This is a genomic window from Pelagibius litoralis (genome assembly GCF_011683915.1).
In the GTDB taxonomy this organism is placed as follows: domain Bacteria; phylum Pseudomonadota; class Alphaproteobacteria; order Kiloniellales; family Kiloniellaceae; genus Pelagibius; species Pelagibius litoralis.
In genome coordinates, this window is the sequence record NZ_JAAQPH010000001.1 from 171,157 (window position 1) to 182,708 (window position 11,552).

General features: G+C 63.5%; 11 protein-coding genes. 4 read left to right on the forward strand and 7 right to left on the reverse strand.

Annotated elements, in window-relative coordinates:
* Nucleotides 1–11 precede the first annotated feature (11 nt).
* From HBA54_RS00865 to HBA54_RS00875, 3 genes are read right to left on the reverse strand one after another with little or no spacing between them, the layout of a single operon-like run.
* A complete protein-coding gene (locus tag HBA54_RS00865) occupies nucleotides 12–1,541 on the reverse strand; it encodes a monovalent cation/H+ antiporter subunit D (RefSeq protein ID WP_167220420.1) in 1,530 nt (509 codons plus the stop codon).
* Nucleotides 1,538–1,921, reverse strand: coding sequence for a Na+/H+ antiporter subunit C (locus HBA54_RS00870; protein WP_167220421.1), 384 nt, complete (start codon nucleotides 1,919–1,921; stop codon nucleotides 1,538–1,540). The genes HBA54_RS00865 and HBA54_RS00870 overlap by 4 nt, the downstream gene beginning before the upstream one ends.
* The gene (locus tag HBA54_RS00875; RefSeq protein ID WP_167220422.1) at nucleotides 1,922–4,813 is read right to left on the reverse strand and encodes a monovalent cation/H+ antiporter subunit A; all 2,892 of its coding nucleotides are present in this window, start codon (nucleotides 4,811–4,813) and stop codon (nucleotides 1,922–1,924) included.
* Between the two features lie 476 nt (nucleotides 4,814–5,289).
* Here HBA54_RS00875 and HBA54_RS00880 point away from each other — a divergent pair, with 476 nt between their 5' ends.
* From HBA54_RS00880 to HBA54_RS00890, 3 genes are read left to right on the forward strand one after another with little or no spacing between them, the layout of a single operon-like run.
* Nucleotides 5,290–6,231: a nucleoside hydrolase gene (locus HBA54_RS00880; RefSeq protein WP_167220423.1), complete on the forward strand. Its 942-nt coding sequence runs from the start codon at nucleotides 5,290–5,292 to the stop codon at nucleotides 6,229–6,231.
* A gap of 55 nt (nucleotides 6,232–6,286) precedes the next feature.
* Entirely contained in the window at nucleotides 6,287–7,537 is a 1,251-nt protein-coding gene (locus tag HBA54_RS00885) for a cation:proton antiporter (protein ID WP_167220424.1), read from the forward strand.
* Entirely contained in the window at nucleotides 7,530–8,666 is a 1,137-nt protein-coding gene (locus HBA54_RS00890) for an acetoin utilization protein AcuC (protein WP_167220425.1), read from the forward strand. Before HBA54_RS00885 ends, HBA54_RS00890 begins: the two co-directional genes overlap by 8 nt.
* Nucleotides 8,667–8,676: 10 nt before the next feature.
* On the opposite strand, the gene HBA54_RS00895 is transcribed toward HBA54_RS00890, so the two are convergent.
* Nucleotides 8,677–9,264 (reverse strand): hypothetical protein, encoded by a 588-nt coding sequence (locus HBA54_RS00895; RefSeq protein WP_167220426.1) that lies wholly within the window; start codon nucleotides 9,262–9,264, stop codon nucleotides 8,677–8,679.
* Nucleotides 9,265–9,546: 282 nt separating this feature from the next.
* On the opposite strand from HBA54_RS00895, the gene HBA54_RS00900 reads away from it, so the two are divergent.
* Entirely contained in the window at nucleotides 9,547–10,026 is a 480-nt protein-coding gene (locus HBA54_RS00900; RefSeq protein ID WP_240932434.1) for a DUF192 domain-containing protein, read from the forward strand.
* 45 nt (nucleotides 10,027–10,071) lie between these two features.
* On the opposite strand, the gene HBA54_RS00905 is transcribed toward HBA54_RS00900, so the two are convergent.
* The 3 genes from HBA54_RS00905 to HBA54_RS00915 all read right to left on the reverse strand — a co-directional run bounded on the left by HBA54_RS00905 (nucleotide 10,072) and on the right by HBA54_RS00915 (nucleotide 11,544).
* Complete coding sequence (locus tag HBA54_RS00905) at nucleotides 10,072–10,368, reverse strand: hypothetical protein (protein WP_167220428.1); 297 nt, start codon at nucleotides 10,366–10,368, stop codon at nucleotides 10,072–10,074.
* 129 nt (nucleotides 10,369–10,497) lie between these two features.
* Nucleotides 10,498–11,175: a class I SAM-dependent methyltransferase gene (locus HBA54_RS00910; protein ID WP_167220429.1), complete on the reverse strand. Its 678-nt coding sequence runs from the start codon at nucleotides 11,173–11,175 to the stop codon at nucleotides 10,498–10,500.
* Nucleotides 11,176–11,202: 27 nt separating this feature from the next.
* On the reverse strand, nucleotides 11,203–11,544 hold the full coding sequence (locus HBA54_RS00915) for a DUF1491 family protein (RefSeq protein ID WP_167220430.1): 342 nt from the start codon (nucleotides 11,542–11,544) through the stop codon (nucleotides 11,203–11,205).
* Nucleotides 11,545–11,552 lie beyond the last annotated feature (8 nt).

The following is an 11,552-nucleotide window of genomic DNA, read 5'->3' on the forward strand; positions in this document are numbered from 1 at the left end:
GGCAGGGCTCCCTAGCGTTGTTCTGCGACGACTTCAGGACCGAGGACTGTCCTGATGTAGTGAGTCGGAGAATAGAGTTCAGCGGCTGCCGTTTCCAGATATCCGGTCACCGGATTGGCGAAGATCGCAAGGCCGACCATGGCGGCCAGCATGAGGCTGGCGGCCGCAATCGGCAGCGCGGGGCGGCTGGGTGCGGTCTCCACAGGATCGGGAAGCGACGCGCTCTTCCAGAAAATCACGCTGCCGGCGCGCGCAAAGCCGACGATACTGACCAATGAGGTCACCAGGATGATCGTCCATATCGTCGCCATGGAGTCCGAGCTGCGGGCGCTGTCGAGAACCATCAGTTTACCCAGAAAACCGGTCATCGGCGGCATGCCGGCCATGGCAATGGCTGCCAGGAAGAACAGGCTGGCCAGTAAACCGGTCTGGGCGAAGCGTGGTGCGGTGGTCAGCCGGCCGCCGGCACCGCCGCGGCGGTCGCTGATCTGATCGGCCAGCAGGAACAGGGCGGCCGTCGCGAAGGTCGAGTGGATCATATAAAACAGCGCCGCGACCGTGGCCGCCGGGGTGAAAAGCGCGATGGCCGTAAGCAAGGTACCCATCGAACCGACGACGGAGAAACAGACAAGCCGCGAGAGTTCCTTGGCGCCGAGCACGCCTGCCGCCCCCACAATCAACGTCACCAGGGCGGCGGGTAGCAACCAGTCGGCCGCCAGCCAGGCGTTGTCGCCCGCAGCGTCGCCGAACACGAGGGTGAAGAAACGCAGGATCGAATAGGCGCCGACTTTCGTCATTACCGCAAAAAGTGCGGCGACCGGCGCCGGCGCATTGGCATAGGTGCCGGGCAGCCAGAAGTGAATCGGCACCAGGGCCGCTTTCACGGCGAAGACCACCAGCAGCAGCAGCGCGCCGACCCGCAGCAGGGCCTGATCGCCGGCGGGAATTTGGGGCACTTTGACCGCCAGATCGGCCATGTTGAGCGTTCCCGTAACGCCGTAGATCGTGCCGACGGCGATCAGGAACAATGTTGACCCGGCGAGGTTCACCACCACATACTGCACGCCGGCCTTCATGCGTGCCGCACCGCCGCCGTGCAGCATCAGGCCGTAGGAGGCGATCAGCAGCACCTCGAAGAAAACGAAAAGATTGAAGATATCGCCGGTCAGGAAAGCGCCGTTAATGCCCATGAGCTGGAACTGGAACAGCGCGTGGAAATGGCGGCCACGGGTATCCCATGCGCTGGTGATCGCGTAGATCGCCACCACGACCGACAGCAGGCTGGTCAGCAGGACCATCAGCGCCGACAGGCGATCGAGTACCAGCACGATGCCGAAGGGGGCCCGCCAGTTGCCCAGTTCGTAGAGCTGCGCCGGCCCGCTGGCCGCCTGTGCCGTCAGTCCCAGGGCTACCGCCAGCAGGGCCACGGCGCCGGCCATGGAGAACACCCGTTGCAGCAGCAGGTCATGGCGCATGGTCAGCACGATAAAGGGCGCCAGCAGGGCCGGCAGGACGATGGGTACGATAATCCAGTGGTTCATGCCGCACCTCCCCCGGTGCCGGCACCATCCCCGCTGCTGCCGGTCCCAGGGCGCTCGCCTTCGGCCGTGTCGACCTCGTCGGAGCCTGCTTCAAGATAGGCCCGCAAGGCCAGCACCACGATCACGGCTGTCATACCGAAGGAGATCACGATGGCGGTCAGCACCAGGGCCTGGGGCAGGGGGTCGGTATAGCCGTTCGCGCTGTCGGAGATCACCGGCGGCAGGTTGGTCGCCAGACGCCCGGTGGCGAACAGGAAAGTGTTGACCGCATAGGACAGCAGGGCAATCCCGATGATGACAGGGAAGGTGCGGGCGCGCAGCAGCAGGTAAACCCCCGCTGCGGTCATGACCCCGACGCCGCTGGCGACAAGAAGCTCCATCTAGCTGCGCTCCCCCGTCTGCGTGGCGACATCGGCGCTGAGTCCGGCATCGGGCGCGATCTCTTCTTCCTCGGGTACCGGTTTGAAGTCCATGGGCTCGTCGCTCACCGGTTCCTCGGTCCGCCGCGCCAGGCGGGAGAGGTTGGCCAGGGCCAGCATGACCGAGCCGACGACGGTCAGGAACACGCCGATGTCGAAACCCATGACTGTCGCCAGCTCGAATTTCTCCAGGAGGGGCAGTTTGAAATAGCCATAGTCGCTGGTGAGAAAAGGCCGGCCGGCCAGCCAGGCGCCGACGCCTGTGAATCCTGCAAGAAGAACACCCCAGGCGATCATGGCGTGGTAGTCGATCTTCATGCGGCGCTCGGCCCAGCCAAAGCCGCTGGCCATGTACTGCATCAGGAATGCGATCGAGACGACAAGCCCGGCGATGAAGCCGCCACCGGGCTCGTTGTGGCCGCGCAGGAAGATGAAGATGCCGACGACGAGTGCCAGCGGCAACATGACCCTGGTCGCCACCACCATCATCAGCGGGTGTCGATCCTTGGCCCGCTCCTGATCCGGTATCCAGGAATTGAGCCGCCGGGCCGCCGGGCCGTGCAGTGCGCCGTCTAGCAGCGCGTAAATGGCCAGGGCGGCAATGCCCAGCACGATGATCTCGCCGAAGGTGTCGAAACCGCGGAAGTCGACCAGGATAACGTTCACCACATTGGTCCCGCCGCCGCCGGGTTTGGACTGCGCCAGGTGGTATTCGGAGATGCTGGTGAAGTCGCGCGTCATGATGAGGTAGATAAGCCCGCCGACACCCAGGCCGCTGAAGACCGCCAGGGTGCCGTCACGCAGCCGTCGCAGCATCGAGCTTTCCCGTGGTGTCTCCTTGGGCAGGAAATTGAGCGCCAGCAGCAGCAGGACGACGGTTACCACTTCGACCGAAATCTGGGTCAGTGCGAGATCCGGTGCGGAGAGGTAGATGAAGGCGATGGAGAGAATAAGCCCCATCACGCCGATGATCACCAGGGTGAGCAGGCGGTTGCGATGGAAGAAAACGATGGCGATACAGGCGCCGACCAGCAGCAGCCAGCCCAGTATCGGAACCAGTGGCGCGGGCATCGGTGCGCGTAGACCGGCGGCGTGCTCACCGCTCATGAAGGCAGTAACGCCGACCGCAAGGGTTGCAGTGACAAAGAATGCCAGATAGCGGCGCAGCGAACCGTTGTGCAGGCCGTCGATGAGCAGATTGCTGAACGCCGCCAGGCCGTTGACCAGGGCATCGAACATGGTCTTGGCTTCGGGGCGCGGCAAGGCCAGGCGCAGCTTGTTGAAGACCGCGTGGCGCCACAGCAGGAAGGCGCCACCGGCGACCGCAACAGCGCTCAGGCCCAGTGCCAGGGTGACACCGTGCCAGATGGCCAGATGAAACTCCGGCAGCGGGCCGCCCACCACCGCACCGGCAACCACGGTGACAAGCGGTTGGGCCAGCGCCGGCACAAGGCCGATAAGGACCACCAGAACCACCAGAAAGGCCGGCGGCAGATACATGCCGGCAGGCGGATCGTGCGGGTGCTGTGGATAGTCGTCGCGTCTCGGTCCGAAGAAAACGTGAAACACGTAGCGGAAAGAATACGCCACGGAGAAGACGGCCCCTAAGGTTGCCATGGCCGGAAGAATCCATGGGTTCCCGGCCCAGGGCGTGTGCGCGGCTTCGTGCAGCATCATTTCCTTGGAAAGAAAGCCGTTGAAAAACGGCAGCCCGGCCATTGAGAAGGCGGCAAGTGTGGCAATGGTGGCTGTGATCGGCATCAGCGCCGCAAGGCCGCCGAGACGCCGCGCATCACGGGTGCCCGCTTCATGATCGACGATGCCGGCGGTCATGAAGAGCGCGCACTTGAAGGTGGCGTGGTTCAGGATATGGAACACCCCGGCGATGGCGGCCATGGGAGTGCCGAAGCCGAGCAGCATGGTCACCAGCCCCAGGTGACTGACGGTCGAGTGGGCCAGAAGCCCTTTCAGGTCGTCCTTGAACAGAGCGATCCAGGCGCCGATTGCCATGGTCGCCAGGCCGGTGGTGGCGACGATGTAGAACCAGGCCTCGGTTCCCGCCAGCACCGGCCACATGCGCGCCATCAGGAAGATGCCCGCTTTCACCATGGTGGCTGAATGCAGATAGGCGCTGACCGGGGTCGGCGCCGCCATGGCGTGCGGCAGCCAGAAGTGGAAGGGGAATTGCGCCGATTTGGTAAAGCAGCCGCCGAGGATCAGCAGCAGGGCCGGCAGGTACCAGGGCGAAGCCTGGATTTCGGCGCCGTGTTGAAGAATGACCGTCAGGTCATAGGAGCCGGCGATGTTGCCGAGGATCAGCATGCCGGCGATCATCGACAGTCCGCCCATGCCGGTCACCGCAAGGGCCATGCGGGCGCCCTGGCGGCCCGCCGGCAGGTGTTTCCAATAGCCGATGAGCAGGAAGGAACTGAGACTGGTCAGCTCCCAGAAGACCAGCAGCAGCAGGATGTTGTCCGAGAGGACGATCCCCACCATGGCACCCTGGAACAACAGCAGATAGGCATAGAACTGGCCCATCGGATCGTCTTTGGAGAGATAGTAGCGGGCGTAGATGATGATGAGCAGGCCGATCCCGAGGATCAGGCCGGCAAAGAAAAAGCCGAGGCCATCCAGGAAGAAGGTGACGTTGAGGCCCAGCCAGGGCAGCCATTCCCAGCGTGCCTGTATCACTTCCCCGGCAAAGACCGCGGGTGCCTGGGTGAGCAGCAGCACCAGTGCCAGCAACGTCACCGAACCGGTGGTCAAAGCACAGGCGTCGCGGCCTGCACGGATCAAGAGACCGGGCAGCGCCGCACCGATAAACGGTAACAGAACGATCCAGGCCAGCGTCATGCCCGATAATTCTTTCTATGGTTTAGTCGTTGCAGTGGAAGAGGCGAGCCTTGCGTTCAAGCAATTCAGAATGGATTCCCAGCTTTCAGGTAGGTGAAATGAGCCTACTGACGGATCGGCGCCGGTCAAGACAAACCGGCAGCCGGCCGGACTTCTTGGCGCTGTGCCTGCGCATTTGAGCGACGCCGGCTTGGTGCGACCACAACGTTTTGTGTGGATTCTCGTCTTCTGTGATTAGGACCGCTGGTTGAACAGTGTTCTCTTGTAGAAATGCGTCAGGCCATTACGCTTTTCCAAAGCGCCGGTCGGAAGTTCGCCGGCCCTGATTTGCCGGTTAGGTTTGCTGACTGGGTTTGCCGATTGGCCGTTGCCAGTTGGGGCTTGCGGGCGGGCCGTCAATCGGGCATCGCTGAAAACGAACAATACCGCCGCGGAGCGTTTCGGGCTTCGCCGCCCAGTTGACAGGAGAGGCGCCCATGGCCCCAAGGCCGATTATCATCGATACCGATCCCGGACAGGACGATGCCATCGCCATCCTGCTTGCCCTTGCTTCGGAGGAACTCGAGGTGCTGGGGATCACGGTGGTGGCCGGTAACGTGCCGCTGAGGCTGACCGAGCTGAATGCCCGCAAGATATGCGAGCTTGCCGGAAAGCCGGAAACACAAGTGTTCGCCGGCTGCGCCCGGCCCCTGGTGCGCCCGCTGGTGACGGCGGAGGAGGTGCATGGCAAGACCGGCCTCGACGGTCCTGATCTGCCCGATCCCGTCATGCCGCTCCAGGAGCAGCACGCGGTGGATTGGCTTGTCGAGACCTTGCGCGCGGCACCGGCGGCGGGCATCACGCTCTGTACCCTGGGCCCGCTCACCAACGTCGCCGCCGCGCTGGTGAAGGCGCCGGACATTGCTGGGAAGATCACCGAGATCGTGATGATGGGCGGCGGCTTCTTTGAAGGTGGCAACGTCACCCCGGCGGCCGAGTTCAACATCTACGTCGACCCCCATGCGGCCCAGGTCGTTTTTACGTCCGGCATAAAAACAACGATGCATCCTCTTGATGTCACGCACAAAGCGCTGATGACGAGGGATTGGATCGATTCGCTGAAGACGCTTGGCAACCGGACCGGCACCGCGGCGGCGGCGATGCTCGACTTCTACGAACGCTTCGATATGGAGAAGTACGGTGAAGACGGCGGACCGCTGCACGATCCCTGCGTGCTGGCCTATCTGCTGCAGCCGGGCCTGTTCCAGGGGCGGGACTGCAATGTGCAGGTCGAAATCGGCTCCGAACTGACCATGGGCATGACGGTGGTCGACTGGTGGGGCGTTTCCGGCCGGCCCGCGAACTGCCACGTGATCAACCAGATCGACGCCAAGGGGTTCTACACACTCATCCATGACCGTCTCGCCAGACTGCCGTAGGGTAGCCCGGGCAGGGTGCTCCAAAAGCACCGGTGGCAAAAGAAAACGGTGAACAATGCTTCTGGTCCTCAGCCAGCTTCTCTGTCTTCTGGTGATCGCCCGGCTCTGCGGGGTCGGGGCTGAGCGCCTTGGACAGGCAGCCCCGGTCGGCGAGCTGGTCGCCGGCGTTTTGATTGCGGTGGCGGTTTCGGTGATTGGGCCGATCCTCGGGGGGGCCGCCAACGGTCTTCTCGTAGATCTGCGCGAAGCGCCGCAGATCGCCGACATCGCCACTATGGCGATCTTCTTTCTGGTGCTGCGCGCCGGTGTGGATATGGAGCCGAGGGAGATGTTCGCCGCTTCCGGCGGCGCTTTCGCCGTGGCATTGGGCGGGGTGATCGTCCCCATGGCCCTCGGCATCGGATTGGCCTGGTGGTTCATTCCCGCCTCGGAGATGAAGGTGGCTCAGGCCCTGGTCGTCGGCGTTGCCATGTCGGTAACGGCGATTCCGGCGACCGCAAGGGTGTTCGAAGAACTCGGCCTGCTGCACAGCCGCCTGGGGATAACCGTAATGGCCGCCGCCCTGATCGACGATGTTTTCGGGCTGATACTTCTTGCCGGTGTCACGACCTACGCGGCAACCGGGGGCGATGCCGATCTTGGCAATCTCGCTTGGCTGGCGGCCAAAGCCTGCCTGTTCTTCACGGTAACCGGGCTGCTGGGCGCCCACGTCTATCCCCATGTCAATGAGCGTCTGCGTGAGGAGAAGATCGTGGCGCTTGATCTCAGCGCCCTGGTGGCCGTTGCGATCGCCTATGCGTTGCTGGCGGAGGTTTTGGGGCTGCATTGGATCATGGGTGCCTTCATGGCGGGCCTGTTCCTGGAGCCGGCGCGGATCGGCCAGCGCGCCTTTGACGACATGAAGCTGATCCTCGCCGCAATCACCAGCGGCGTGCTGGGGCCTCTGTTCTTCGTTTCCATCGGCATGCAGGTTGACCTGGGGGCGGTCTACGAAGCACCGGCCTTGGCGGCCTTGGTCATTCTCGCCGCGTTTTTCGGCAAGTTGATGGGTTCCGGCCTGCCTGCCTTATGGATCGGCTTTGACCGGCGCCACGCCGCTGCCGTCGGGGTCGGCATGAGCGCCAGGGGGGCGGTCGAGCTGATCATTCTAGGGGTGGTGGCGGAGGCCGGCATCCTGGCGACAGGCGGCCGGGCCGGTGAGGCGGGTGTGGTGGACAACCTCTTTTCCCTGCTGGTGGTCATGGCCGTGGTCACGACATTCATCGCGCCGCTGGCGTTGCGCTGGCTGTTGAAGGCCGATGAGTAAGGCCGTGAATGCCGTGTCGCCGCCGCGCTTCATCGGCAGCGAGATCTATCGGCGCTCGACCTATGGCGGGCGCCATCCCCTGGCTATCCCGCGCGTCTCCACCTGCATGGATCTCTGCCGGGCGCTCGGCTGGTTGCCGGAGGCGGCTTATATCGACAGTCCGCGGGCAACCCCGGCGCAGCTGACGCGGTTTCACGATCCGGCTTACGTGGCCGCCGTGCAGAAGGCTGAGCGCGAGCAGCAGCTGAGCGTGGCGGAGCAGGAACGCTTCAACCTCGGCCGCAACGGCAATCCCATCTATCCGGAGGTCTTCCGCCGCCCGGCGACGGCCTGTGGCGCATCGATCCTGGCTGGCGAGCTGCTGGCGGAGCCCGGCATCGTCCACAGCCCCGCCGGCGGCACCCACCACGGCCGCGCCGGCCGGGCGAGTGGGTTCTGTTATTTCAACGATCCGGTCTTGGGCATCCTGACCCTGCTGGACCAGGGGATCGCGCGGGTCGCCTATCTGGACGTCGACGCCCATCACGGCGATGGCGTGCAGGATGCCTTTCATGACGACCCCCGGGTCCTGACCTTGTCGATCCACGAGGATATGCGCTGGCCCATGGCGCCGGGCAGCACGGGCGGCGCCGATGATCGGGCCGGAGGGCTGGCCCGCAACTTTCCGGTACCGGCGGGCTTCAACGACAGCGAATTGGCGTTCCTCATGGAAGCCGCCGTCCTGCCGCTGGTCGAGAACTTTGCGCCGCAGGCCTTGGTTCTGCAGTGCGGCGCCGATGGCTTGGAGGAAGACCCGCTGAGCAAGCTCTCGCTTTCCAACCGCGCGCTCTGGCGGGTCGTGGCTCAGGTCCGTGACCTTGCGCCGCGCCTTCTGGTGCTGGGGGGCGGTGGCTACAATCCCTGGTCGGTGGGTCGGGCCTGGGCGGGCGTTTGGGCAACGCTCAATGGCTTCGAGATACCCGGGCGCCTGCCGGATGGGGCCGAGGCGGTGCTGCGCGCTCTGGAATGGCGTCACAGCCGGGGCCGCAATCCGCCGGAAGCCTGGTTTACCACCCTGGCCGATCCGCCGCGCGACGGCCCGCTGCGCGAAGAGGTAAGGACGCTGGCGGCCCGCGCGACAGCTTCCTGACCAGCCTGTGCTAGCGGTCTGTTTCGGACATCGCTTCGCGCCGATCGATCAGGGCGCGGACCTGAAGGTGGTATTCAGCCAGCCTGCCGTCGCTCGCTATGCTCTCCAAGGTCCTGGAGCCGGGCTCATAATAGGCGGTGTAGATGTCGCCGCACATCGTAGCGGCAACCGCATCGGCTTCCGCAGTTGCAAGCGCCAGCCCCACGGCGTCGAGAAGGCGCACCTCTGGCTCCGCATAACTGCAATGATAAGTGCCGCTCCAGACGAATAGGGCCAGTTCCGACTTGGTGATGCTTTCCCGATAGGCGTCTTGGTCGCCGAGCAGCAACTGGGCGTGGGCAAGGTAGGTATAGATCTCAAAGTTCGGCACTTCGTGGATGTCGATCCGCGCTGCCGCCTCGAAGTCTTTCAAGGCCGCACTGGGGAGCCCGAGGGCCATCTTTGCCAGGCCGCTGCAGAGAAGTTCGGCGTAAGGGGGATAGTCGATGATGCTGTGGCGCGGCCTGCAGTCTTCTGACTCTCGCGGGTCCGCCGACTCTGCCGGAGGCGCCGGTACGGCGGTGAGAAGCAGTATCGCAAATCCCAGAACAAGACGCATCGCACACTCCCTGCTGATATAGGGCCCCGTTGCCGGGGCCGGAAGGGCGGTGGTCGAATGTCCGTCGGGCATTCGAAAACGGGCGGCGCCATAGCTTATCCTGCGGTGCCGGCCGGACCGGCGACTGGTCCGCGAAGACAGGGCCCATACTAGCCCGGCGGGCCGGGTCAGGGGAACGGCTTCTTGTGGCACCCTGAGCGGTCTCGCTGCCGACACCCCCGACCTTATTGCACTTGTGCGCAAAAGCCCGGATGGCTAAAGCTTAGGACTATGGGAAAGCTGATGAAAATCGCCGCTTTGGGCGCGGTCCTGCTGGGCCTGTTGCTGACCTCCGGTGAGGGCAGTGCCCAGGCACCGGGCAAGCTCGTCGGTTTCGACAGGGATGAAATCACCATCGAGACTGAGGCGGGCGGGCGTCATGTCTTTGAAGTTGAGATGGCGGTATCGCCCGAACAGCGCTCTCAGGGGCTGATGTTCAGGCACAGCATGGCCGCAACGGCGGGCATGTTGTTTCTCTTCGAGCGGTCGGAACCGCGTGCCATGTGGATGAAGAATACGCTTATCCCCCTGGATATGCTCTTCATCGACGAAAGCGGCGTCATCGTGCGCATTCACGAGCGCTCGGTGCCATTTTCGTTGCAGGCAATCGCTTCCGGTCAAGCCGTTAGCGCGGTCTTGGAGTTGAACGCAGGGACGTCTTCACGTCTGACCATCAAACCCGGTGACCGGGTTCTCCACGCTGCGTTCGGTTCAGGATCCTGAGAGCACCGACCTCACATCTGTAAGCCCAGTTCCTGAGACACCAACTTAGGCCTCCGGGTCCGCGGCAATCTGCTCCATCGCGCGCCAGCCTTCACCGGCAGCAACCAGGCAGCTCATGCCTTGCGGGGTCGTCACGATGATGGACCAGGTCGTACCATTGCCGGTGCTGAGCACCTCGACCAGTCCGCCGTTGTGGGTGACACCCAAAGCGACAGGCGCTTCTTTGTACTTCTTCTGCAGAACCTGCAGAACCGAATCCCGCTGATCACACTGAGGCTGCGCCGTCGCTGCGGTGGTGCTAGCGATGGCGAGTCCGGCGCTGAGCGCTACGATCTTCCACATGATTGGCCTCGTCTTTCATTGCACGTTCAGCGAAACCCTCTCCGCCGATCTCACAATTTTTCCACGTGCGAATGAAGATGGCCTTAACTTTCACTTAAGTGATCGTTAACGTCATTAAATAACTTTTGACTACGAATTTTTGTCATTTTGTTTGTGTGCAAGCATCAGGCCGTCACCGATCGGCACGAGCGAGCAGGTCACCCTTTTATCGCCCGCGACCTTCGCGTTGATCGCGCGAATCGCCAGGGTGTCTGCGTCATTCTTCGACGGATCGATGACCGAGCCGTTCCACAGCACGTTGTCTATGGCGATCAATCCACCGGGGCGCAACAGCTGTAAGGCGAGTTCGTAGTATGAATCGTAGTTGGATTTGTCCGCATCGATGAAGGCGAAGTCGTAACGTCCCGCGTCTCCGGCGTTAAGCATTTCCTGCAGCGTTTCGACCGCCGGGGCAATGCGCAGATCGATCTTCCCGGCAACGCCGGCCTCCTGCCAGAAGCGCTGGCCGATGGCGGTGGTTTCCGCGTTCACGTCGCAGGCCACGATCTTGCCGTCGGCCGGCAGGGCAAGCGCCACCGCCAGGGCCGAATAGCCGGTGAAGGTGCCGACTTCGATGCAGCGCCTGGCCCCCATCAGTTGCACGAGCAGCGCCATGAACTGGCCCTGTTCCGGGGAGATCTGCATCATCGAAGCCGGAACCCTGGCGGTCTCCTCACGCAGCCGGCGCATAACCTCGGGTTCGCGCAGGGAGTTGGCCAGCAGGTAGTCGTAGAGCGCGTCGTTGAGGTCGAGGGTGCGGTTGGACATCTGCGAAAGCTCCAAAAATTGCGGGATTTAGAGCACCTTGCCCTCGAAAGGGTGGCGGCCCTCGCGGTCTTCGATTTCGACGACCCAGACGTCGGGGTCCCGGGTGACGGCCCGGTCTATGTAGGCATCGGCGGCGCTTTCTTCCACCAGGCCGCCGCCCAGCGCCGGCATCCAGGCGAGGTCGCCGTCCAGATTGCGGGCTTGGCTGAGCACCTTGCAACCGGCCTCAAGCTGGTTGATCTTCAGGATCAGCGTGCCGCTGTTCTTTTCGCCGCGATGGACCACGGTAGCGGGAATGCCGTCGACGATGCAGCGCTTGATGTGCGCCTTGATCCAGAGTTCGGACGGCAGGCGCCCGTCCGGCTGCATGTCCATTT

Bases quoted from the DNA above. Each gene is read 5' to 3' on its own strand.
- HBA54_RS00875 (WP_167220422.1), bottom strand. From the start codon at position 4,813: ATGACGCTGGCCTGGATCGTTCTGTTACCGTTTATCGGTGCGGCGCTG.
- HBA54_RS00910 (WP_167220429.1), bottom strand. From the start codon at position 11,175: ATGTCCAACCGCACCCTCGACCTCAACGACGCGCTCTACGACTACCTG.
- HBA54_RS00880 (WP_167220423.1), top strand. From the start codon at position 5,290: ATGGCCCCAAGGCCGATTATCATCGATACCGATCCCGGACAGGACGAT.
- HBA54_RS00870 (WP_167220421.1), bottom strand. From the start codon at position 1,921: ATGGAGCTTCTTGTCGCCAGCGGCGTCGGGGTCATGACCGCAGCGGGG.
- HBA54_RS00915 (WP_167220430.1), bottom strand. From the start codon at position 11,544: ATGCAGCCGGACGGGCGCCTGCCGTCCGAACTCTGGATCAAGGCGCAC.
- HBA54_RS00900 (WP_240932434.1), top strand. From the start codon at position 9,547: ATGAAAATCGCCGCTTTGGGCGCGGTCCTGCTGGGCCTGTTGCTGACC.
- HBA54_RS00890 (WP_167220425.1), top strand. From the start codon at position 7,530: ATGAGTAAGGCCGTGAATGCCGTGTCGCCGCCGCGCTTCATCGGCAGC.
- HBA54_RS00885 (WP_167220424.1), top strand. From the start codon at position 6,287: ATGCTTCTGGTCCTCAGCCAGCTTCTCTGTCTTCTGGTGATCGCCCGG.
- HBA54_RS00865 (WP_167220420.1), bottom strand. From the start codon at position 1,541: ATGAACCACTGGATTATCGTACCCATCGTCCTGCCGGCCCTGCTGGCG.
- HBA54_RS00905 (WP_167220428.1), bottom strand. From the start codon at position 10,368: ATGTGGAAGATCGTAGCGCTCAGCGCCGGACTCGCCATCGCTAGCACC.
- HBA54_RS00895 (WP_167220426.1), bottom strand. From the start codon at position 9,264: ATGCGTCTTGTTCTGGGATTTGCGATACTGCTTCTCACCGCCGTACCG.